Annotated in this window: 19 protein-coding genes; 9 read left to right on the top strand and 10 right to left on the bottom strand. The window is 60.2% G+C overall.

Annotated features, from left to right (window positions below; all coding sequences use genetic code 11):
- Nucleotides 1-163: 163 nt before the first annotated feature.
- Complete coding sequence (locus NQ491_RS10155) at nucleotides 164-1,204, bottom strand: 4-phosphoerythronate dehydrogenase (protein WP_026089612.1); 1,041 nt, start codon at nucleotides 1,202-1,204, stop codon at nucleotides 164-166.
- Nucleotides 1,205-1,739: 535 nt separating this feature from the next.
- Here NQ491_RS10155 and NQ491_RS10160 point away from each other — a divergent pair.
- The 5 genes from NQ491_RS10160 (at nucleotide 1,740) to NQ491_RS10180 (ending at nucleotide 9,482) form a co-directional block, all read left to right on the top strand.
- Nucleotides 1,740-2,801, top strand: a complete 1,062-nt coding sequence (locus NQ491_RS10160) for an agmatinase family protein (protein ID WP_019245665.1) — start codon at nucleotides 1,740-1,742, stop codon at nucleotides 2,799-2,801.
- A gap of 171 nt (nucleotides 2,802-2,972) precedes the next feature.
- The gene (nhaA, locus tag NQ491_RS10165) at nucleotides 2,973-4,328 is read left to right on the top strand and encodes a Na+/H+ antiporter NhaA (protein WP_019245664.1); all 1,356 of its coding nucleotides are present in this window, start codon (nucleotides 2,973-2,975) and stop codon (nucleotides 4,326-4,328) included.
- 140 nt (nucleotides 4,329-4,468) lie between these two features.
- Nucleotides 4,469-5,158, top strand: coding sequence for an FKBP-type peptidyl-prolyl cis-trans isomerase (locus tag NQ491_RS10170; protein ID WP_081587409.1), 690 nt, complete (start codon nucleotides 4,469-4,471; stop codon nucleotides 5,156-5,158).
- A gap of 725 nt (nucleotides 5,159-5,883) precedes the next feature.
- Complete coding sequence (locus tag NQ491_RS10175) at nucleotides 5,884-7,197, top strand: outer membrane beta-barrel protein (RefSeq protein WP_019245662.1); 1,314 nt, start codon at nucleotides 5,884-5,886, stop codon at nucleotides 7,195-7,197.
- 14 nt (nucleotides 7,198-7,211) lie between these two features.
- Nucleotides 7,212-9,482 carry a leucine-rich repeat protein gene (locus NQ491_RS10180; RefSeq protein ID WP_019245661.1) on the top strand — a complete coding sequence of 757 codons (2,271 nt, stop codon included), beginning with the start codon at nucleotides 7,212-7,214 and terminating at the stop codon, nucleotides 9,480-9,482.
- A gap of 176 nt (nucleotides 9,483-9,658) precedes the next feature.
- Here the strand turns inward: NQ491_RS10180 and NQ491_RS10185 are convergent, their stop codons facing one another.
- Entirely contained in the window at nucleotides 9,659-9,955 is a 297-nt protein-coding gene (locus NQ491_RS10185; RefSeq protein ID WP_019245660.1) for a DUF721 domain-containing protein, read from the bottom strand.
- On the bottom strand, nucleotides 9,952-11,055 hold the full coding sequence (gene recF / locus NQ491_RS10190) for a DNA replication/repair protein RecF (RefSeq protein WP_019245659.1): 1,104 nt from the start codon (nucleotides 11,053-11,055) through the stop codon (nucleotides 9,952-9,954). The genes NQ491_RS10185 and recF overlap by 4 nt, the downstream gene beginning before the upstream one ends.
- 258 nt (nucleotides 11,056-11,313) lie before the next feature.
- Here recF and NQ491_RS10195 point away from each other — a divergent pair, with 258 nt between their 5' ends.
- The 3 genes from NQ491_RS10195 to NQ491_RS10205 all read left to right on the top strand — a co-directional run bounded on the left by NQ491_RS10195 (nucleotide 11,314) and on the right by NQ491_RS10205 (nucleotide 15,043).
- Complete coding sequence (locus NQ491_RS10195) at nucleotides 11,314-12,015, top strand: tetratricopeptide repeat protein (RefSeq protein WP_019245658.1); 702 nt, start codon at nucleotides 11,314-11,316, stop codon at nucleotides 12,013-12,015.
- Nucleotides 12,016-12,093: 78 nt separating this feature from the next.
- Nucleotides 12,094-12,618, top strand: a complete 525-nt coding sequence (gene ribH / locus NQ491_RS10200; RefSeq protein WP_026089611.1) for a 6,7-dimethyl-8-ribityllumazine synthase — start codon at nucleotides 12,094-12,096, stop codon at nucleotides 12,616-12,618.
- A 361-nt stretch (nucleotides 12,619-12,979) separates the two neighbouring features.
- Nucleotides 12,980-15,043 (top strand): fibronectin type III domain-containing protein, encoded by a 2,064-nt coding sequence (locus tag NQ491_RS10205; protein WP_081587408.1) that lies wholly within the window; start codon nucleotides 12,980-12,982, stop codon nucleotides 15,041-15,043.
- A gap of 578 nt (nucleotides 15,044-15,621) precedes the next feature.
- On the opposite strand, the gene NQ491_RS10210 is transcribed toward NQ491_RS10205, so the two are convergent.
- From NQ491_RS10210 to NQ491_RS10235, 6 genes are all read right to left on the bottom strand, one after another.
- On the bottom strand, nucleotides 15,622-15,984 hold the full coding sequence (locus NQ491_RS10210; RefSeq protein ID WP_019245655.1) for an arsenate reductase family protein: 363 nt from the start codon (nucleotides 15,982-15,984) through the stop codon (nucleotides 15,622-15,624).
- Nucleotides 15,985-16,139: 155 nt separating this feature from the next.
- A complete protein-coding gene (locus NQ491_RS10215; protein ID WP_019245654.1) occupies nucleotides 16,140-16,652 on the bottom strand; it encodes a ferritin-like domain-containing protein in 513 nt (170 codons plus the stop codon).
- Between the two features lie 263 nt (nucleotides 16,653-16,915).
- Nucleotides 16,916-17,998: a CofH family radical SAM protein gene (locus tag NQ491_RS10220; protein ID WP_019245653.1), complete on the bottom strand. Its 1,083-nt coding sequence runs from the start codon at nucleotides 17,996-17,998 to the stop codon at nucleotides 16,916-16,918.
- Nucleotides 17,999-18,078: 80 nt separating this feature from the next.
- Nucleotides 18,079-18,249 (bottom strand): indolepyruvate ferredoxin oxidoreductase subunit alpha, encoded by a 171-nt coding sequence (locus tag NQ491_RS10225; protein WP_019245652.1) that lies wholly within the window; start codon nucleotides 18,247-18,249, stop codon nucleotides 18,079-18,081.
- Between the two features lie 258 nt (nucleotides 18,250-18,507).
- Nucleotides 18,508-19,908 carry a tRNA (N6-isopentenyl adenosine(37)-C2)-methylthiotransferase MiaB gene (gene miaB / locus NQ491_RS10230; RefSeq protein WP_019245651.1) on the bottom strand — a complete coding sequence of 467 codons (1,401 nt, stop codon included), beginning with the start codon at nucleotides 19,906-19,908 and terminating at the stop codon, nucleotides 18,508-18,510.
- Nucleotides 19,909-19,918: 10 nt separating this feature from the next.
- Nucleotides 19,919-20,839, bottom strand: coding sequence for a YitT family protein (locus tag NQ491_RS10235; RefSeq protein WP_019245650.1), 921 nt, complete (start codon nucleotides 20,837-20,839; stop codon nucleotides 19,919-19,921).
- Nucleotides 20,840-20,946: 107 nt separating this feature from the next.
- Between NQ491_RS10235 and plsY the strand changes: the two genes are divergently transcribed.
- The gene (gene plsY / locus NQ491_RS10240) at nucleotides 20,947-21,573 is read left to right on the top strand and encodes a glycerol-3-phosphate 1-O-acyltransferase PlsY (RefSeq protein ID WP_019245649.1); all 627 of its coding nucleotides are present in this window, start codon (nucleotides 20,947-20,949) and stop codon (nucleotides 21,571-21,573) included.
- Nucleotides 21,574-21,845: 272 nt separating this feature from the next.
- Here plsY and NQ491_RS10245 read toward each other — a convergent pair whose 3' ends face one another.
- On the bottom strand, nucleotides 21,846-22,916 hold the full coding sequence (locus tag NQ491_RS10245) for a linear amide C-N hydrolase (protein WP_034282901.1): 1,071 nt from the start codon (nucleotides 22,914-22,916) through the stop codon (nucleotides 21,846-21,848).
- Between the last annotated feature and the right edge of the window lie 104 nt (nucleotides 22,917-23,020).

A 23,020-nucleotide genomic window follows, 5' to 3' on the forward strand; every position in this document is an offset into this window, starting at 1 on the left:
AGTTTGCGCAAAGGTATGAATTATTTCCCAATAAAGCGTTTCCCGTCTTGGCGCCGGTTCCTCGCGTAAGATTTCTGCGGGCCGCGAGCTGCCGGCGGACCTTAAGGGAGTTTCAGCGGTCCTGCCTGCGGCGGAAAAGGCCGTTGCGGCGCGGCGGAGTCCGTCAGAAGAATTCGTTTCGGTAGCGGTAATTGTTACGCATCGTCTCGAACAGTTCGGGGTGCGCCCTGAGCCGGGAAGTTTCGGCCTCGATGTCGAAGTAGCGGGGCATCGCGCTGCTCATCCGCTCCCATCCGATCGACGGGTCGGGCTTGCCGGGCGTTACCTGCGGCGGGTACCAGTCGTCGAGCGGCATCGAGTAGTGTCTGCTGACGGCGCGGACCGCAGCGGCCGTTCCGGCGGCTTTGCCCTGAACGGTATAGCCGGCGATGTGGGGCGTGGCCAGCGAGGCCAGTCCGAGCAGGTCGCGGCTGATGTGCGGTTCGTCGTTCCATGTGTCGATCACGGCGTGCGACAGCCGGCCCGAGCGGCGGGCCTCGATCAGGTCCTCGTCGACGACGATCCCGCCCCGCGAGGTGTTGACGAACACGGCGCCGGGCTTCATCGATGCGAAAAAGCTCGCGTCGGCCATGGCTTTCGTCGGGTAGTCGCCGTTGACGCTCAGCGGCACGTGGCATGTGACGATGTCGCATTGGGGCAGCATTTCGTTCAGTTCCGTGTAGTCGCCTGCCGGGTCCTGCTTCGCTTTGGGCGGGTCGCAGCGCAGCACCCGGAATCCGAAGTGCTCGCCGTATTGGGCGATGAGCGATCCGACGCTTCCGACCCCTACGACGCCGAGCGTCCTGCCGGCGGGAGTCCAGCCGTCGCGCCGGGCCAGCGCTGCGAGCGCGGCCATCACGTATTGCAGTACGCCCCGGGCGTTGCATCCCGCCGCCGTCCGGATTTCGATCCGGTGTTCGCGGCAGTACGGAGAGTCGATGTGGTCGTGCCCGATCGTGGCCGTGGCGATCAGCCTGACCGGGGTCCCGTCGAGCAGGCGTCCGTCGCAGCGGGTGCGGGTGCGGATAATCAGCGCGTCGGCGCGCAAGGCGTCGGCGTGCGAGATTTCGCTTCCCTTGAGGTACTCCATGTCGGCATAGGGTTCCAGTACGCCTTTCAGGAACGGAATGTCGCAGTCGGCAATGATATGGGGTTTGTCGGTCATCTCCTGAGCGCTCTGCATTTATCGTGCCCGCAAAGGTAGCAATAACTTCCGAAACTTGTTTGCCCCGGGAGCGTTTCTGCGGGCTCGCGCTCCTTAGGCGTTCCGGATGGGCGGCGCATGGGAAGATGGCCGGAAGATCGAGGCCGGTTTCGGAGTGCGCGGTGATCGGGCCTGCGGCGTGCTCCCGCTACGGAATATCCGGATTGAAGAACACCGTTTCGTTCGCCGGATTTGCAGTGAAAAACCCCGCCGCGAAAGCTCGCGGCGGGGTCACCCAACTTAATGTAATGATTATGAAAAAAATTCCCCGACCCCGTTATCGCAACGCTATCGGAAATCTGTCTATAGAACGGAACGGAGCGCCGTCGTATTGTACGCTCCGGAAACGAATCGGCGGCGCGGCCGCGTTCCGGCTGAGGATCGGGCCGGGGAATCGGGAGTAGGACGGATCGTTTATCTTTGCTAACTTTGCCTTGCCGGCGGCCCGGCGCGAAACGACGGGTTTCGGGCCGCTGCCGGATCAGAAGCGACGATTATGGAAGAGAAAAAAACGGCCCGTATCCCGGACGGTTTCGATCCGAACGGTCCGGGCATAGCCAACGGCAACTATTTCGGATTGCCCTTTGCGCCGGAGGAATCCTCTCTGGTGCTGATTCCCGTGCCGTGGGACGTCACCGTGTCCTACCGCGAAGGGACGGCGCTCGGTCCCGGGGCGATACTGGACGCGTCCTTGCAGGTCGACTTGTACGACGTGCATTGTCCGGGTGTATGGAAACGGGGGATTGGCACGGCCGAACTGGACGATACATGGCCGCTGCGCAGCCGGATGCTGCGCGAAGAGGCGCGTCGCGTGATCGAGCATTGGGAGACGGGCGGATCGCCCGACAGCGAATCGCTGCGCCGGCGGCTGAGGCGCGTCAACGAAGGGGCGGAGAGGCTCGAGGCCGAAGTGTACGCCGAGGCCAGCCGCTGGCTGGATGCCGGCAAGACGGTGGGCGTGGTCGGCGGGGAGCACAGCGTGCCGCTCGGGCTGATCCGGGCCGTCGCCGAGAGGCATCCGGGGCTCGGCATTCTGCACGTCGACGCGCATGCCGACCTGAGGGAAGCCTACGAGGGCTTCGTGCGCTCGCACGCCTCGATTATGTTCAACGCGCTGCGCGAGGCTCCGTCTCTTGCGTCGCTCGTGCAGGTCGGCGTCCGGGACTTCTGCGACGAGGAGGCCCGTCTGGCGGCGGACGATCCGCGCGTGACGATGTTCGACGGACCGGGGCTGTCGGCCTCGAAGTTCGCCGGCGAAAGCTGGCATTCCCTCTGCGAACGGATCGTCGCCCGGTTGCCGCAGCAAGTGTACGTGAGCTTCGACATCGACGGCCTGACCCCGCAGTATTGCCCCCATACGGGAACGCCCGTGCCCGGAGGGCTGACTTTCGACGAGGCGGTCTATCTGTTGTCGCGCGTCGCGGCGTCCGGGCGCCGGATCGTCGGGTTCGACTTGTGCGAAGTGGCTCCGGCTCCTTCCGGAGATGACGAGTGGGACGCCAACGTGGGAGCGAGAATGCTGTACAAGCTCTGCCTGTTCGCGCTGTCGTCGGAGTGACGGGCGTCTTATGGTAGGGCGGTGCGGTCGGCCGGATGCGGAGCGTTGAGGTCCGGATCGTTCGGGGGCGGGCGGCATTCGTACGATAACAGTATCTGTGGAACGCCTTTTGCGTGGCGGAAGGCCTGAGCGCCGGCTCGCATGGTGCGAGAACCGGAATATACCGGAGCGATGACCAGAGCATTCGATTTCAGGCATAAGCGCAATTTCTACAACCGCCTTGCCCGGCTACGGAAATTTGTCCGCAGCCCGTGGGCCGGAGGCGTGGTGCTGATCTTGTTTACGGTGCTGGCGCTCGTGCTGGCCAATCTTCCGTGGACCGCGTCCGCTTATCACCATCTGCTCGAAGCCCGTCTGCGGATCGGTTTCGACGGTTTCTCCCTCGACGAGCCGCTCGAGGCGTGGGTCAACGACGGGCTGATGGCCGTTTTCTTCTTTTACGTCGGGCTGGAGATCAAACGGGAAGTGATCGCCGGCCGTCTGTCGGGCCTCCGGCAGGCCGCGCTTCCTTTGGCCGCTGCGCTGGGCGGTATGGTCTTTCCCGCGCTGATCTACTTCGCGATCAATCCGTCGGGGCCGTATGCCGTGGGATGGGGCGTGCCGACGGCGACGGACATCGCCTTCGCGCTCGGCGTGCTGTCGCTGTTCGGTCCCCGCGTGCCCGTTTCGCTGAAAGTGTTCCTGACGGCGCTGGCCGTCGTCGACGATCTGGGGGCGATCGTGCTGATCGCCGTTTTCTATTCGACGGGGATCGATTACGGCCTGCTGGCGGCGGCCGGAGGGGTATTCGCCCTGCTGCTCGTGCTGAACCGGCTGAATGTCTACCGGATGTGCCTGTACCTGATTCCGAGTATCCTGCTGTGGGTGCTTTTCCTTCATTCGGGCGTCCATGCGACGATTGCGGGCGTGCTGATCGCGATGACGATTCCTGCGACGCCTCGCTATTCCAAGCGCTATTTCGGCTACAAGAGCCGTCATTGCATGGACGACTTCCGCCGGCACGACCGGGAGGGGGCCGAGGTGTTGTCCAACCGCGCGCAGATGGAGGACCTGGAGCGGCTGAGCCGGGTGGCCCTCCAGTCGATCAGTCCGTCTCAGCGGCTGGAGCACGGGCTGCATCATACGGTCGCGTTTTTCATCATGCCGGTCTTTGCGCTGGCGAATGCCGGCGTGACGGTAGACGGGCTGGGCGATTTGCGGGTGCTGGCTTCCGGACAGGGACTGGGCGTTTTTCTGGGCCTGGTGCTCGGCAAGCCGCTGGGCATTTTCCTGTTGAGCCGTCTGTGCGTGCGGCTCGGATGGGGAGCGCTGCCCGAAGGGGCTACGTGGCGCGGCCTGCTGGCCGTCTCGTGTCTGGGCGGAATCGGGTTCACGATGTCGATTTTCATCAATACGCTGGCTTTCGGCGATCCGGTCTACGTGGCGTCGGGAAAGATCGCCGTGCTGGCGGCGTCGTTCTCCGCGATCGGAGTCAGCTTGTTGGGCATGAGGTTTCTGATGAGGGGAAAAGCTTTGGAGACGGAGTAAAATAATTCGATGTTTTTTTTCGAATATGCAGTATTATTCACTTAATTTGCTTATGTTTGCATTCCCGCCGCGAAGTCGGAAGGCGCGCGGGTACGCGGAAGCGAGAAACAATTCAATTCAAATAATGATTGGTTAAGAAAATGAAAAAGTTACTTATTTTAGGCGGCGCGGCAGCTCTCGTGTTCAGCTCGTGCGGCACCAAGGGAGGAAATCTCAAGAACGTAACCGACACGCTGGCCTATACGATGGGCATGGAGCTCGGCGAGTACGTCAAGAACATGGACAGCGTCATGGAGATGAAGTTCGATCTGGCTACCGTCGTCGCTGCGATGAAAGACGTAGCCAAGGGCGACACTTCGGTGATGACCCGTCAGCAGGCCATGGACTTCATTCAGGAGTATTACATGGTGCGCAAGCCGCGTATCGACAGCGCGGCCAACGCGGACTTCCTGGCTCAGGTCGAGAAGGATAACAAGAATGTGAAGAAAACCGAGTCCGGTCTGCTGTACGAGATCGTACGCGAGGGCGAGGGTGCGAAGCCCGATTCGGCCGACAATGTATTCGTGGCCTACAAGTTGTCCGACCGCAAGGGCAATGTCATCGAGGATCGTGCCGCCGAAGGCGACACGACCAAGCTGAATATGGCCCGCGTGATTCCCGGATGGGCCGAGGGCCTGAAGATGATCGGCAAAGGCGGCAAGATCAAGTTGTGGGTGCCTTCCAATCTGGGATACGGCAGCCGTCCGATGGGCCGTCGCATTCCGGCCAATTCGGTTCTCGTTTTCGACGTGGACTTGCTTGACATTCAGCCGGTAGAGGCTAAGAAATAGTCCGGCAGGCGGAAAACGACTGTCGGAAGGCTTTCCTCCGGAATAGCCTATCGAAAACTGCAACAGATCGAGAAATCGATCTGTTGCTTTTTTGTGCGGTTTGGGGGATCGCCCGTCCGGCGACGATTCCGTCCGTCGGCAGCGATGCTCGCAAAGAGAACGATGAAAAGTCTCCGGATTCGGTCCTGTCTTTTCCCTTCCTGACGACTGTCAGGCGCATATAGTGAAAGCTCCGTCCGCAGGAAACGTTGACCTTGCCGTTCTCCCGTACCCTTGTCTTTTCCGTTGAGCTTTCGTTCGGCGGTTTTCTGTGCGTTGCAGTTTGTTTTTTGTTCGATTGCGATCGCTTCCCCTGCTGCCGGTTAAGTTTCTGCAATGCGTTTCTCGCTTGTCGTTTCCCGTTGCCGAGTTGCGAAACGGGCTGCCGGAATCGTTCCGACAGCCCTTACTCGGATTCGATTTATATGTTCGTTAAATCGTTGGTTTACAACTGCAAAAATATAAAAACGACGATAAAAAACAAAAAATCGGCGTATCTATAGGTTTTTTAGGCTCATGAGGAAATCTTCCTCCGCTTCATACGGAGCTTTGATCGCGTCACTTGTAAAAACGAAGGAATAAATAGGATACCCGTATGCCTTTTGCAGTCATACCGGACTGTATTCCAACGTGTTTATCCGCCGCAATAGGCGGACGAGAAGACGACAACGTTAAAATGACGCCGAATGAAAAAATGTCTGTTATTATGGCTCGCGTTCGTGCTTGCCGCGAGCAACGTGCAAGCTCAGAAAGCGGTGGACTCGATGCGGGTTTTCTACCGTCGGGGCTTTCATGACGTCGATCCGTCGTTCCGGGATAACCGCGCGCGGCTGGATCGTTTCCTGAATTCGGTCGACAGGGCGCTGAAAGAGAACCGCGTCGGAAAGATCGTTATCCGCTCGTATGCCTCCCCCGACGGGACGGCGAAAGCCAACGAGCGGCTGTCGGAGCGCCGGGCGGAGGAGCTCAAAGCCTACCTTGTCCGCGAGGGAAACGTTCCTGCTGCGCTGGTCGAGCACCATGCCGAGGGCATCGCATGGGGGATGCTTCGGGAACGGATCGCCGCTTCCGACGTTTCCTACCGCAGCGAGGTGCTGGATATTCTCGATCGTACGCCCGTATGGATATACGACGCCGAGGGCAAGATCGTCGACGGGCGGAAAAAGCGGCTGATGGATTTGCAGGGGGGAGAGCCTTACCGACACATGCTGGAACATTTTTTCCCCGATTTGCGCAACAGCAGCAATACCGCTCTCTATCTGTGCGTCGAGGCGAAAGGCCCCGAGAAAGAACCGCAGCGAACGGTGTCCGGCATATCCGGAAACGGCGAGGCTCCTCGGCCCGATGCGACCGGCTCGGCCGACGGTTCGGTCTCCCATGCGACGGCGCTGCCTGCCGAGTCGCCCATGGAGAGAATTTCCGGTCCGGTTCATCCGTTTCCTAAGCACGTCATCGGACTGCATGCGGGATACTGCGCTTCGTGGATTGCCTCTTACGGGCTCTCCTCTTCGACGAGACCGGGTTACGAGGCGGGCATGACCTATCGGGTCGGGCTGAGCCGGCGGTTGCCGTTTTATTTCCGGACGGGGTTGACTTTCGTCGGCAAGGGATACGAGATCAACGGATTCGACGACAGCCGTACCACAATGAGCTACTTGCAGATTCCCGTGGGCATCGACTATGCCGTTTCCTTGGGCAGGCGCTGGGCCGTCGTACCCGGGGCGGGACTCTATTATGCCGTCGGCGTGGGCGGCAAGCGCAAAATCGGCCGGGAGGCGGTGTCCGTTTTCGGAAGTCAGGGAGGATTCTCGCGTCACGACATGGGATTCTCGTGCGGCGTGGACTTGACGTTCAGCCGTTTCAGTCTCGGAATCGCTTACGAGGCCGGACTGATCGATATCGACAAGTCCGACACGGTGTACGGGAACGACAGCCGGATGATCGGATACAAAAACGTCAGGAACCGCTGCTTCCTGATCAGGACGGGCGTTAATTTCTAAATTCGGAGAGCGTGATGAAAAAGATAGTAACCCTTTTGATTTTCGGCCTGATGTCCTTGGCGTCCTGCACGGAGTACGACGAAGTGGCCATGTGGAACAAGAACGAGGATATGGGCTCGCGTCTGGCCGCGCTGGAGAGGCTGTGCGATCGGATGAATACCAATATCGTCTCGTTGCAGCGGATCGTCGAAGCGTTGCAGGCCAATGACTACGTGACCGGCGTGGCTCCCGTCGTGGAGAACGGCGAGACGATCGGCTACACGATCTCTTTCAGCCGGAGCGGTCCCGTTACGATCTATCACGGGAAGGACGGACAGAGCGGAGCGACTCCCGTGATCGGCGTGAAACAGGACACGGACGGCCTTTACTATTGGACGCTCGACGGCGAGTGGCTGGAGGACAGTCGCGGCGACCGGGTCGTGGCGCAGGGGCCGGCGGGTCGGTCTGCCTACGAGTTGGCCGTGGAGAACGGCTACCGGGGTACGCTCGAGGAGTGGCTGGCTTCGCTCAGCGGCAATAACGGTTTGTCTGCCTATGAGCTGGCCGTGGAAAACGGCTATCGGGGAACGGAAGAAGAATGGCTCGCCTCGCTCAAGGGCAATACCGGCCAGAACGGTCGGTCTGCCTACGAGCTGGCCGTGGAGAACGGCTACCGGGGCACGCTCGAGGAGTGGCTGGCCTCGCTTAACGGCAACAACGGCCGGTCCGCTTATGAACTGGCCGTGGAAAACGGTTATCGGGGTACGGAAGAGGAATGGCTCGCCTCTCTGAAAGGGACCGCCGGCGACAAAGGCGACGACGGAAACACGCCGAAGCTGAAGATCGAGAACGGCTACTGGTACGTTTCCTACGGAGACGACGACAACTGGGTGCAGTTGGGTCAGGCTATGGGGGAGGACGGACGGCCCGGTCAGGACGGCGATTCGATGTTCAGCGACATCGACGTTTCCGATCCGGACTTTGTTGTTCTGACGCTGGCCGAGACCGGGGAACGGATCAGATTGCCGCGCTACCGGGAGAAGTTCGACCTGCTGTTCGAAAAATCGGATACGGAAAAGGTGAAGGAGATGGAGATCGCCTGCGGGGCGGGAGAAACGGCCGAAGTTCGTTACGAGCTGACGCCTGCCGGAGCGCAGGTCGCCATCGAGTGCATTTCGCACAGCGCTTACAAGGTCTCCGTGGACGAGGGCGACAGGAGAATCCTCGTCTCTGCGCCGGACGATCCGGCGGCGGTCGCCGATCCGCAGAGCGAGATTCTGGTTTTCGCATCCGACGATGAGCGCACCATCATGCGCAAGCTGGTCGTAAAGCAAGCGAAGTATATTCGCTACCGGGCGACCGAGCAGTTGCGCGTGACGAACGAGTCTTTCCCCGGCGATCCGTATTTCCGGGGCAAGGAATGCGAGTTTGTCGACGGGCTGAGTTCCTATGATCCGGTTACCGGAGAGGGGAAGTGGGGCTATACGGGCACGGTAACGCAAGTGGAGCCCGGCGCTTTTGGCGGAGAGACCGCGCTGCAAAGCCTGACCTTGCCCGAGGGGATCGAGTATATAGGAAGCAATGCGTTCAATAACAGCGGGCTGGAGGAGATCGTCCTGCCGGAAACGCTCGTCGAGATCGACCAGTTCGCATTTTCCAAGACCCGGCTGACCGAAGTCGTCATTCCCGGGAGCGTGGAGCTGTTGCGCGCTTCGGCGTTCGAGGGGAAAAGCAACGGCGGCTCGCCGCTGGAGAAGGTCGTTTTCGAGGGAAATAAAATCCGGGAATTGGAGTTGAGGACTTTCTCCTATTGCGATCGTCTGAAAGAGATCGTCCTGCCCGAGGGGCTGGAGTCGATCGGATACAACGCGTTCGACGGTTGCAGCGCGCTGGAGAGGATCGATATACCTGCCAGCGTGACTTACGTCGGCGAGGCCGCCTTCGTTTATTGTACCGGCCTGAAAGAAGCGGTCATAGGCGACGGTGTCGCCGAGATCGCGAAGCGGGCGTTCGCCGAGTGCACGGCGTTGAAGAGGGTCGTCATCGGCCGGGGCATCCGGCGTATCGGCGACATGGCGTTCAATACGAGAAGCAGCTGGGATCAGATGACGCTGGAGTCGGTTACCGTATTGTTCGACGATATTTCCTCCGGCGATTTTCCCGTGCTGGAGAGCGGACAGCGGGGCGTGTTCCCGAAGCCCGGCGGGTGGGATCCGGTGTCCTATAAAATCTATGTTCCTCAAGGGACCGGAGCGACCTATCGGGCAAAGTGGGCCGATTACGCTTCTCTGATAGAGGAGAAGTGATACGGCCGGCAGCTCTCGGGGCAAGCCTTCGGGCACGGTCCCGTTCCGGCCGATCTTTTTCGGGCCGTGCAGGAAAGAGCGTTCCTGCACGGTCCGTTTTTTACCGCGGAAGAGCCTCGACCGCGCGGCGCGGAACGGGGGCCGAAGGGCATGGCGTTTTGTGTGCGGGCGAAAAGCTATTTGACGATGACGGACGATACGATCCGGATGCCCGAGGCCTCGTTGATCGCGTCCATCAGCGCGGAACGCCGCATGAATACCTCGTTGCGCGCCACCGACGAGCTGAGATGAACGAACAGGCGTCCGCCTGTCCGAAGCTCGATTTTCGTCGTATAGGAGGCGATGACGTTTCCCACCAGAACGGGCCACAGGTCGGGAATCTTCGCCTCGGCGATCTTGCGGGCGATGACGGGCGTGGAGCTGAAAAAGTCGTTCAGCGCGTCGCCTATGCGTACGGGGTCCCTGCGCCTCATGATTCCTCCACGATTCCTCCGGATACCCGGAACAGCTTGTACGCGCACCCGCTTTCGCGCAATATGCCTTCGAGCCGCGTTTGGTTGCAGTCCGTAATCAGTATCTGGCCGAACCGCTTGTCGGCTACGATGCGGATCAGCTCGCCGACCCGTTGCAGGTCGAGCTTGTCGAATATGTCGTCCAGCAGCAGGATCGGCCGGGAGCCGCACCGAGCGGCCACGATGTCGTACTGCGCCAGCTTCAGCGCGACCAGAAACGACTTCTGCTGTCCCTGCGAGCCGTATTTGCGCAGCGGGTAGTCGCCTATGCTCATCAGCATGTCGTCGCGGTGTACGCCCCCGGAAGTGAACTGGTTGATCCGGTCCCGCTGGGCCGTCTCGCGCAGGATCCGGTCCATCGGACGCTCGTTGAGCTCCGAGCGGTAGCCGAGGCCGACCCGCTCGCGGTCGCCCGACAGCGCCGCGTAATACCCGGCCACGACGGGGGCGAGTTCCGAGACGAGCTCCTTCCGCTTTTGCCAAAGCGTCGCGGCGAGCGGGCAAAGTTGCGCGTCGAAGACCTCGATCAGCTCCTCGAATCCGGGCGACTGCTGCCGTTTGAGCAGCTTGTTGCGCTCGGCCAGCAGCCGGTTGTACCGCACCAGCGCCGAGAGATATTCGCGGTCGAGCTGGGAGATGAAGCTGTTGAGGTATTTGCGGCGCTCCTCGCCCGACTCGTTGATCAGCGCCGTGTCGGACGGCGTGACCAGAACCAGCGGAATCAGGCCGATGTGGTCCGACAGCTTCTCGTACTCCTTGCCGTTGCGGCAAAGCTTCTTTTGGCCTCCTTTCTTGAACGAGCATACGATACGCTCGGTGCGATCTGTCGCAGGCTCGCCGTAGCGACCGTCCACGAGGAACGCCTCGCTGCCGTGCCGCACGCACTGGGTGTCGGACAGGCCGAAGGCGCTCTTGCACATCGAAAGGTAGTGGACCGCGTCGAGCAGATTCGTCTTGCCGGTCCCGTTGTCGCCGACCATGCAGTTGATCTGCGGCGAGAGCTCGATCTGGGCCTCGCCGACGTTCTTGAAGTCGATCAGGGAAAGTCGCTGAAGGTACATGTGGGGACAGAAAGTGTTGCCGGGGGAAATCCGCCCGCGACCGCGATCAAAGGTAGGCATTTTTTCGGCAACGTCCAAGGCCGGTCCTTGCTTCGGAGCAGCCGGGGGCCGTCGTCCTCCGACGGCGGAAGAACGGGGCGGGCGGAAGAGCCGGCGTCTAAAAATAACGACAAAAAGGGGCGGAATAGTTTTATATTCGCCAAAAAAAGTTACTTTTGCATTTCAGTATGTCTTTCACTTTAATTTTCTGAAGCAATTATGACGGAGAAACACAAATCGCAGACCGAGGATCCCGAAGTGGCTATTCAGTCGGCTATCGGCCGGGTCGAGGGTTTTATCATGAACAACGGCCGCTCGTTGCTTACGGCGCTGATCGTGGTGGTCGTGGTGGTCGGCGGTTTTTTCGGATATAAGTACCTGATCTCCGGTCCGCGTGCCGAAAAGGCGGCGGCCATGATGTTCGTAGCCGAGCAGCAGTTCGCCGTCGACTCGTTCGCGCTGGCGCTCAACGGCGACGGCAACTTCGCCGGGTTCCTCGAGGTGATCGACCGCTACGGCTCGACCGACGAGGGCAATTTGGCACGTCACTATGCCGGAATTTGCTATCTGAGGCTGGGCGAGTATCAGCGGGCACTCGATTACCTGAAGGAATATTCCGCCTCGACCAAGTCGGTTCCCGAGGCGCTTTTGGCCGCGCAGAACTGCGGCCTGCAGGGCGATGCTTACGCGCAGTTGGAGAATTACGCCGAGGCGGTCCGGATGTACGAGAAGGCCGTTGCTGCGAGCGACAACTCGCTTTCGGCACCCTACTATCTGAAAAAGGCGGGAGGCGTGTACGAGAAGCTCGGCGATTACGCCAAGGCCCTGGCTGCCTACGAGAGGATCAGCGACGACTATCCCGCCAGCATGGAGGCGCGCGACATACAGAAGTATATCGGGCGTATCCAGCAGCAGATGTAAGGCCGACGCGCCTTGCGATCATTTCGATAATCCGAAGGTTGCGGCCGCAAGGCGGCAACCTTTTTTATGAAAAGCGATATGGCAACAATACACAGAAATCTCTCCCGGCTCGACCCGCAGCTGCCGTCGGCAGCCGACATGAAGTTCGGAATCGTCGTTTCCCAGTGGAATCCGCAGATTACCGGCGCTCTGCTCGAAGGGGCCGTCCGTACGCTGCGCGCGGCGGGTTGCGAGGAGCAGAATATCATCGTCAAGGAAGTTCCCGGAACATTCGAACTGGCGCTCGGAGCCCAGTATTTCGCCGAGTATACCGATGTGGACGGCGTGATCGTGCTGGGCTGCGTCATTCAAGGAGAAACCCGTCATTTCGACTATGTGTGTCAGGGCGTGACGCAGGGCGTGACCCAGCTGATGCTATCGTCGAACATGCCGGTGGCTTTCGGCGTGCTGACGACCGAGAATCTGCAGCAGGCGATCGACCGGGCCGGGGGCAAGTACGGCAACAAGGGCGACGAGGCCGCTATGGCGGCGATCCGCATGGTCGCCCTGCAGATCGAAATGGCACCTGACGAGAGCGAAGACGACCGCAAGAAAGTCAATTGAGGTTCCGTAAGGAATTGCGACGGACGTCCGAATAGAGTTCGCCGTCGAGCAGTCCGGCTGTTCGACGGCGAACTCGTTATGTGCAGGCGACCGGACGTTCCGCGAGGCTTTACGGGGGGGCGGTTCGAGTGCAGACGATCCGGCGGAACCGCGTTTGCCGGGCCGGCTTGTTGCGCGTTTTTCTGCCGTTGCGGCATCGGCCGGCTGTGACGATGCGGTCCGTGAAAGGTGCGGACGATCTGTCCGTTATACTTGCTTTTTATGGGGAATTTACTATTTTTGTTCACGAAGCCGCCCGTTTTTCGATCCGGTTTCGGACGAGGGGCCTGCGCATCCGTTTACGTTTTTTAAATTTCGTGCTATGAAGCGTTTGTTATGTGTTTTCTGCTTGATGGCGGCCTGCCTGGCGCTCGTTTGCTGTACCGAGGATCGGACCGGGGGAGGCGAGCCGCTTCCGGCGCCCGCTCCCGAAAACTTGACTGCTCAAGAGGGGGACGGACAGGTCGCTCTGCGCTGGACGGAACCCGTAAGCGACGGTTTGTTGGAGTACGATGTCCGCTGGAATCCGGGCGGAGGGCAGAGGACGATGCACGTCGGGTTCAACTATCTGGTCGTCGACGGACTGGCCAACGGAACCGAATACGCTTTTTCCGTGACCGCCGTGTATGCCGACGGCCGGCGCTCGGATTCCGTCTCGGTCAAGGCCGTTCCGCATGTCGGACCTTGGCCCGAGGAGGGTGTGAACGGGACCTATATCAACAACGGGATCGTTCAGCTCGGCGTCGATATGGATCGCGGCGGAGCCGTTTTCCATTTTTCCGAAGTGAATACGAAGCGCAATCTGCTCAATCATGCCGACGAGGGCCGGTTTATCCAACAGTCTTATTACGGGGAGGCCGACGGCAGCGATTGGAACGGCCAAAGCTGGGTATGGAATCCGATTCAGGGCGGGGGATGTCGCGGAGAGAAAGCCCGGGTTATTTCTCAGGAGATTACCGAGAACAGTATTCGCGTCGTCTCGACGCCCGTTCATTGGGCGACCGGCGAGGCCGTGACGGACTGCGAGATGGAAGAGCGCATCACGCTCGACGGCCGGATCGCCCGCATTCATTATACGTTCCGCAACACCGGGCCCGGGGCGACCGATCATCCGGCTACCAGTCAGGAGATGCCGGCCGTTTTCGTCGATTATGCCCTGAAGAATCTGGTCTACTACGACGGTTCCTCGCCCTGGACCGGAGGTCCGCTGCGCAGGGACGTGCCGGGCTGGCCGAACGAGGAGCGGACGCGGACCGAACATTGGGCCGCTTATGTCGACGACAGCGACTGGGGCATAGGCGTGTATACGCCGGGCACGCCGCTCTCGACGACTTATCGTTTCGACGGGCCTTCCGGGCCGACCGGAGGCGGATGTTCCTATTTCGCCCCGATCCGTAACTTCGCCGTCGCGAAGGGGCTGGTGCTTGAGTACGACGTTTATCTGTATATAGGGACGGTAGAGGAGATTCGCAGCGCGTTCGATGCGATACGGACCGACGGCTGGGAAATCGACGACAGCGGTTTTCCTGAAGGTTATCTCTACGTGAAGGAGAGCAGCGGAGTCGCGGTCGAGGAGCTCGAATCGTCGCCGTCGGAGGGCTACACCTACCGCTGGACCGCGACAAGCGGCGAGGCGTCGGTGACTACGCAGCGCATAGCTGCCGCTATACCCGGTCCGGTGCTGACCTTCATGTACAAGAGCGATCGGGACGTGCCTCTTTCGGTCGTTCTCGACGAAGATTCGCAGACTCCGGTCCGGATCGAGCCGCTGACCGCTTCTTCCGACTGGCGCCTCTACGAATTCGATATGGGGCAGGCGGTCGAGCAGTGCGGATGGGGCAGTATCGGCTCGCGCATGCAGCTGTTGCTGGGCGGAGGTGCCGGTGCCGTGTTGGAGATAAAGCAGTTGCATATGCGGGAGCGAAACGCCCATGAAAACGAGCTGGCTTCGGCTCTGTTCATCGAGCTGCAGGAGCCCCGGTCCGATCTCGAACGGTTCGAGGATTTGACGGATTATTTCAGTTACGAAACCGGGTTCGCCTATCTGTTGCAGGCTGAAAAGGGCGGCGTCGATCCGTATATTCATACGGCGGCCAGGAGTCGGGCGATCGCTTCGGACGAAAACCATCTTTCTTTCGAATACAAATGCGAAAAAGGCGGTACCGTAGAGCTTTTTCTCAAAATAATTGCCGGAGGATCGATCCCGGGGCTTTCGTTCCCTGCGGCTTCCGATTGGACTCCTATTACGTTCGATCTGAGCGAGGGAAAGGCGTCCGTGCTGGAAAAGTTTCCCGATGCGTGTAGCGCTGGAGGCCGGATGCGGTTCGACATCGATGGAACGGACGGGGCCCCGCTGTACATTCGGGCTATCCGTATTCATAGATAGTCCGTTCTTTCGGCGATTTGCGTCCGAATGGCTCGGGAGGCTGAACTTCGGGTGGGGTAGGCAGATGCCTTCGGACGAGATCGAGACGGGTTTCCGGCCGTAGCGAAAGTCCGTCTCGATATACGGAGACAGTCCGGTCGTATCGTGCATGGTTTCCCGGAACGGGTCGAACGGTCGCAACATGCTTGGCGACAGTCGTGTCCGGATCGTTACGGGGCTATGCTGTGCCGGATACATAAGAACCGGCCTTTCCTTATTCGTGCCGGACTAAGGCGGAGCGGCGCGAATCCTCTTCCGGCAGGAGAATGTGCCGGCATAGGATAACAATCGGAATGCCGGACCTTGGCTATATGTAGACTTTAGGCATGCCTTCGCGGGCATTGTCCGGGCAGTGTTCCGGTCCGCCGGTACGATGCAGGGAAAGCGCGGGCGCGTGACGGTATCCGTTGCACAGCATAATTACGCCTTTTCTGCAGGGAAAGCTTCGGAGGGATGCTTATTCTGCAAGGCGGATAGGGTCGGAAGGCTTCGGCTGACTCGGCCGCACGGCTTTGGGAGCGGCCGTAGACTGTTGCCGTTTAGCGGCCGAGCAGTTTTTCCTGCCATTGCTCCTCGCGGAAGCCTACCAGCACGAAGTCGGGGCCGACGAGCAACGGTCGCTTGACGAGCTTTCCTTCCGTCGCAAGCAGAGCGATCAGCTCCCCGTCCGACGCTTTGGCGACTTTTTCTTTCAGATTCAGTTCCTTGTAGCGCTGTCCGCTCGTGTTGAAGAATTTGCGTGCCGGCAGTCCGCTCGTGGCGATCCACTGCGACAGTTCGTCGCGTCCGGGGTTCGACAGGACTATGTCGCGGGATTCGGCTTCCACGCCGTGCTCGGCGAGCCAGCGGGCCGCTTTGCGACAGGTGCCGCAGGCGGGGTAGTGCAAGAACAGGTATTTCATGGCATGCGGTTTTGTACGATGCAAAGATACGTTTTTCCTCGTACGGAAAACCGCGCTTTCGCTCGGAGATTTCGGCGCTTCCCGAAAAAACGGCGGTCGGAGCGTTCCCCGATGCGAACGGAGAGCGCCCCGACCGGCGTCGGCCGAGTCCGAGACTATCGGATCATCTTGTCGATCGTTCTTTTCAGAGCGGCGATATCGTGCTGGTAAGAGAGTATATCTTCCTCGTGGTCGAGCTCGTCTTCGAGTATCTCGACGGCCATTTTGGCGGTCGTATAGTCGATGCCGCTCGTGAAGTCGGCGATGTCCTGATAGCGCTTGATCGCGCAGCGCTCGCTGCGGAGGTTCTGCTCGAGGATCGTTTCGATGTACGGGTCGCTGGGAACTTCGTACCGGCAGCGCGCCATTCGGGTCCACTCGTCGGGACTCAGCACGGGCGTTCCGCCGAGCTGAATGATGCGCGTAATCAGTTTCCCAGCATGTTCGAGCTCCTCGTCGGCATGCTCGAGCAGCTCCGACTCGATCTCGCTGCGCATCGGGCCCTCCATGACGCGGGCCCCGACCCAGTATTGGTAATAGGCGAGCCATTCTTCGGCCAGCGCCTGGTTCAGCATTTCGGTCAGTTTTTGTACGTCGAGGTTCAGAACCTCCGCAGTCTCCTGTTTCATCGTCTTGCGTTTTTTAGTGGAAAATGTATGCGTGGATTATTGCAAAGACTGTGCTAAACAGCAAAGACGGCACATGGATACGGAACTGATCTCGCCTCCGTAGGTTTCCGGCTCTTTCATCCCCGTTTCGGAGCCGGAAGGTCGGTTTCGTACGATCCGGTTTATTCCGGAGGCGGCGGAATCCGGCTTCATTGGAACGCTTTTTTCTTGTTCGGAGCGACGAAGGCTGACGGAGAAGGCCGACAAAGGACGGAAATTCCTGCCTATTCCCTGAACCGGTAGAGCTGGTCTCGCAGCCGGGGCGTGAAACCCGCCTCGCGGATCGCGCGGCGGATGCCTTCGGCATCGAGCCGGTTGCGGGCTCCGGCCGACGAGACGACGTTTTCCTCGATCATGATCGAGCCCATGTCGTCGGCTCCTCCGTGCAGGGCGATCTGAGCCGTCTGCTTGCCTACGGTGAGCCAGGATGCCTGTATGTGGCGGATATCGGAGAGCACGATGCGGCTCAGCGCGATGATGCGCAGGTATTCGAGCGGAGAGAAGAAGGCGTCGACGCCTTCCTTTTCGAGCCGGGTTCCGCTGCTGCGGAAAATCCACGGGATGAAGGCGACGAATCCGTACCGGCCGGGAGGGCATTCGGCCTGCAGGTCGCGGATCTTGATCAGGTGCTCGACGCGCTGGCGCGGCGTCTCGACGTGGCCGTACATCATCGTGGCCGACGTGGGCAGCCCGAGCCGGTGGGCCGTGCGCATGACCGACAGCCAGCGGTCGGCGTCGGGCTTTCCGGGCGATATGGCCCGCCGCACGCCGTTATCGAGAATCTCGGCCCCGGCTCCGGGCAGCGAATCGAGGCCGGCGTCCATCAGCCGGCGCAGCGTCGTCTCGTCGTCGAGCGAGCTGATGCGGGCGATGTGGGCGACCTCGGGTGCGCCGAGAGCGTGCAGCTTCAGCGTGGGATAAAGCCTCTTGAGCTCGCGGAACAGGTTCTCGTAAAAGTCGATGCCGAGCTTGGGATGCAGTCCGCCCTGCAGCAGCAACTGGTCGCCCCCCAGAGCGAGCGTCTCGTCGATTTTCCGCACGTACTGGTCGATCGTCGTCACATAGGCCCTTTCCCGGTCGTGCGGCTTGCAGTGGAAATTGCAGAACTTGCAGCCCGAGATGCAGACGTTCGTAATATTGACGTTGCGGTCGATCTGCCATGTGACCGTACGGCCCGGCACGTGCTTTTGCCTCAGCTCCCATGCCAGCGACATCAGTTCGTCCAGCGGCCCCGATTCATAAAGGACGAGGGCTTCGTCGGCGGTCAGGAGATCGAGAGCGAGGGCTTTGCGGTAGATTTTTTCCATATCCATCGGTATGCAGCGGGTCGGGATACAATAAAACCGTTCCTCGCCCGAGGAACGGTTTTATTGCGGTCGGTTCGGACTTATTCCAAGTGAATCGATTCGGTCGGGCAGACGTCGGCGCAGGTTCCGCACTCGGTGCAGACGCTGGGATCGATCTTGTAAACGTCTCCTGCGGAGATCGCTTCAACCGGACATTCGTCGATACAAGTACCGCATGCGGTGCAGGTATCTTCGCTGATTTTGTAAGCCATTTTCTTCTGTTTTAAGTTTTGTAAAGAAATTACGATGCAAATATATAATTATTATTCTTTCCGGTCAAAAAAAGGCGGGCCGTTTTGAGCGGAAGGAGTGCGTGCGGGACGAGCCGCGCGGCCTCTGTTTCGTGAGATGAAATACTCGCCGGGAAATTCCGGCCGGAGGATACCGTCTCGTCTCCCGTACGGCAGGAATCGGCAGGCGTCACGGACGATTCCGACAGCGTTCCTCCGCGGTTCCGGAACCGCAGAGGGTCAGTGTCCGGGCATCCCGCCGTCCCGGACCGAAAGCGCTTCGCCGGTCAGCGTGGCCGACGTACAGCCGGTGATGCGGACCGTCACGTATTCTCCGGCCCGGTGGGTGCCTCGGTCGAATACGACGACCTTGTTCTGCGACGTGCGGCCGAACAGCTGGTCGTCGCGTCGCTTGGAGACTCCTTCGACGAGCACCTCGAACGTGCGGCCTACGTCGCGGCGGTTGCTTTCGAGCGACAGCTCGTTCTGCAGCTCGATGATTTGCGTCAGCCGCGCCGTCTTCACGTTTTCGGGCACGTCGTCGGCCATGTGCCTCGCGGCTTTCGTATTCGGCCGCTCCGAGTATTTGAACATGAAGGCGAACTCGTAGCCCACCTCCCGCATCAGCGACAGCGTGTCGCGGTGTTCCTGCTCGGTCTCGGTGCAGAATCCCGCGATCAGGTCGGTCGAGATCGCGCAGTCGGGCAGGATGCGGCGGATCGCCTCGATTCGGCCGAGATACCATTCGCGCGTGTACTTGCGGTTCATCAGTTCCAGTATCCGGGAGTTGCCCGACTGGGCGGGCAGGTGAATGGCGCGGCAGATGTTCGGATGTCTGGCCATCGCGTGGAGCAGTTCGTCGCTCAGGTCCTTGGGGTGGGAGGTCGAGAAGCGCACCCGCAGCAGCGGATCGACGGAAGCCACTTGCTCGAGCAGGCCCGCGAAGTCGGTCGTCTTCCCGTCGCGCTCCCAGCGGTACGAGTTGACGTTTTGGCCGAGCAGCGTCACCTCGCGGTAGCCCGCGCCGAACAGTTCTCCTACCTCGCGCAGGATCGACTGCGGGTCGCGCGAACGCTCGGCTCCCCGGGTGTAGGGCACCACGCAGTACGAGCACATGTTGTTACAGCCGCGCATGATCGACACGAAAGCGCTGACGCCGTTGCGGTCGAGCCGCACGGGCGAGATCTCGGCATAGGTCTCCTCCTGCGACAGCAGCACGTTGACCGACCGGGCTCCGTCGCGCGCTTGCCGGAGGAGGCGGGGCAGGTCGCGGTAGGCGTCCGGTCCCGCCACGACGTCGACCGGACTGTCGCCCTCGAGCAGTCGCTCCTTGAGCCGCTCGGCCATGCAACCCAGTATGCCGATCCGTACGCCGGGCTTTTTTCTCTTGAAAGGGCCCAGTTCGCGCAGCCGGGACCGAATGCGTTGTTCCGCGTTGTCGCGGATCGAGCAGGTGTTCAGCAGAATCACGTCGGCTTCTTCGACGCGCTCGGTGTAACGGTAGCCTTCGTCTTGGAGGATCGACAGCACGATTTCGCTGTCGCCCGCGTTCATCTGGCAGCCGTAAGTTTCGATATAGAGCTTGCTGCCGTCGCCCGCGAGCGGACGGAGCGAGCGGAGATTCTCTGGGCGGAATTCCATCGGGTCGTCGTCATTTTTTTTCGGGGAACGCCTTGAAGCCGTCCCCGTAGGTTTCGTATGCGTCCACGATCACGACGAACGACGCCGGATCGATCTGGTGAATCATGTTCTGGAGCATCGACACCTCGTTGCGGCTCACCACCAGAAAGATCATGTCGCGCTGCTGAGCGGTATACATGCCGGTGGACTTGATATAGGTTCCTCCCCGGTCCATCTTGTCGAGGATGAATTCCCGGATTTCGTCCTGACGGTCGGATATGATGAAAAGCAGCTTGTCGTAGCTGGGGCCGTCGATGATGTAGTCGATGATCCGCGACGACACAAAGATAGTGATTAGCGAGTAGAGCGGCAAACGCCAGTCGCCCAAAACGACCATACCGAAGACGATGATACACGAGTCGACGAGCAGGATGGCCCGCGAAAAGCGCATCCGCGTGTAGCGCGTCAGCAGCATGGCGATGATGTCGGTTCCGCCCGAAGTGGCATGCCCCTTGATGATCAGGCCCGTACCGCAGCCCAGAAACACGCCGCCGAAGATGCAGACCAGAAACATGTCCTGCGAAAGGTTCATGTTGCCTCCGAACATCGTGGCCGGGTTTTCCCCTATGAGGTAGGTCATGCCGTTCATGACTACCGGAATCAGCAGGGCCGAGCAGACCGTCTTGACGCCGAACATCCGGCCGAACACTTTCAGTCCGATCAGCAGCAGCGGAATGTCGAGCATCAGACCGAACGTTCCGACCTGAACCGAGGGTACGAGCGCGTGCAGCACGATACCGGTGCCGTACACGCCTCCGGGAACGACCCTGTACGGGTTCATGAACAGCACGAAGCCGGCCGACAGGATCACGCTGCCCAGAATGACGCAGAACCACGAGCTCAGCGATTGCCGGGCAAGCAGCTTGTCGTAGAATTTCGATACCATTTCCATAGGGATTCGGAATAATTAACAAAAGTAGTCAATTTTGTTAAAACCGAAAACAAGTTCCGGCGAAAGAGCTATCTTTGCATAACTTTGCGCTACAAACGGAACGTTTTATGGCTTTGAACGTATTTTTCATTCTGGTGGCCTATGTGCTGGGGTCGATTCCGAGCGCCGTATGGATCGGCAAGCGTTTTTACGGCATCGACGTCCGGGAACACGGCAGCCGCAACGCCGGGGCGACCAATACGCTCCGGGTGTTGGGCGCGCGGGCCGCGCTGCCGGTTTTCGCAATCGACATACTGAAGGGCTTCGCTGCCGTCATGCTGGCGCACTTGTCCGGCTACGAGGCCGGCAGCAGCCAGATGTTCAACCTGAAGATAGCGCTTGTGGCCGCCGCCGTGGCGGGGCACATCCTGCCGCTGTTCGCCGATTTCCGCGGAGGCAAGGGGGTCGCCACGCTGGCCGGAGCCGTGCTGGCCGTATACCCGGGTGCCGTTCTGCTCTGCCTGATCGTTTTCGCCGTCGTTTTCGGATTGACGCACTACGTGTCGCTCGGCTCGATGAGCGCCGGGGTAGCGTTTCCGATATTCATCCTGATTCTGAAGCGGCAGCCTCCGGTCTCGCTCGTAGTGTTCGGTTGCGTGATCGCCCTGCTGCTACTGTTTACGCATCGCAAGAATATACGTCGTTTGTTGACTCGCAGCGAGTCGAAGACCTACCTGTTCAAGCACAAGGGCTGATCGGCGCCTGTTGCGGCTGTCCGCGTTTCTGGGGTCGGTCGGAGCTCGTTCCCTGCCTGCTGCCGGGCGGGCATATGCCGTTCCCGGGCGTCGGTAATTTTGCGTATGCCGGCGTGCTTGGGCGATTATCCGGCCTTTCGTTCATCCCGGTATGGAATGTCGGTCTGCATCCGCTGCGACTGCCGGTAGTGGCTGCGGCGGATACTCTTTTGGCCCCGGCGGGTAGCCCTCGTCCGGGATACGGCATGGCCGTTGCGGCCTGCGCTTTCCTGCTACGATATGCTCAGTTCCTCGATCGGCTGCTGCTGGATTGTGTCGAGAGGGTGAGCCTGATACCCGATCCGCGCGAAGTCGATTTTCTTCAGGTCGATGCAGCGGATCGAGTTGTTGTACGACGTTTTGTAGTAGAGTCTGCGGTTCGCCAGATCGATCGCCGAGGTCCACTGCGTCGCGCTCGGTATGTCGGGAGCATGGCCTTCGGGGTGCTCGATTCCGATCGGAATGTCGAAGTTGTTCAGAATATGGAAGCTCTGCAATACCGCGTCGAGTCCCGTCCCGCATGCCGGGGCGGTCGCTTTGTAGAACGCGATCCGGACGAAACGAGAGGGCGGGGTGACGTCTCCCGGGATACCCAGAAATCCGGAGCCTGCGCCGAAGGGGAATATCCGGACGTTTCCGATCCGTTGCGCTTCGGCGTTTCCCGGATGCAGATTCACGTAATTGTTCAGATTGGTTATCTGCCACGGAAAGTCGGGCGAGTTCGTCAGCACGCCGACTTCGTTGTCGTAGAAGCGGGGCTCGCCGTCGATGAACTCCAGCACGACCTGCTTGCCGGTCGCGTCCGCGATGCGCCAGTGGACGGTCGAGCCGACGGAGGGATCGATCGATACGACCCGTACGGTCTGTGTGGCGGCTTTGACTTCGTCTACGGAGGAGAATTGCGAGAGTATCCACGCGACATACTGGAGATCCGAGAGCGTCCGGTCGTTCCGGGTCGAATCGTAGGCCGGGTATTTGCCGTAATGGGGGAAGTAGAACAGTCCGGCCGACAGTCCGGCTTCGTTGATTCCCTCGGCGATGAACTCTTCCCGGACGATCGTCAGTCCGACCGCCCCGTATTTTGCGCGGAACGACAAACCGTTGGCTCCGGTAGGCGTGTATGAGACGGTTTCGTGCTGCCGGGGAATGACGACATAGCCGCTGGGCAGCGGGCTCTCGCCCCATTCGATCGTGCGTGCCGTGACGAAGGCCCCGTCCCGGGCCGTGAAGGAGATGCCGGTGCATGCCAGCGCGGGCGCCGTGCCGTTCAGCAGCAGTGCTGCCCAAAGGAATGTTCTTTTCATGTTTTTATTCGCTAAGTGTCGGTGAGAGGAATTGCAAATATGCTGCCGTGTCTGAGCCGGCCGCGTTTCGTGCGGAACCGCATTGAACGACGGTCGGTCCTGTG

The organism is Alistipes ihumii AP11 (assembly GCF_025144665.1).
GTDB classification, from domain to species: Bacteria; Bacteroidota; Bacteroidia; order Bacteroidales; family Rikenellaceae; genus Alistipes_A; species Alistipes_A ihumii.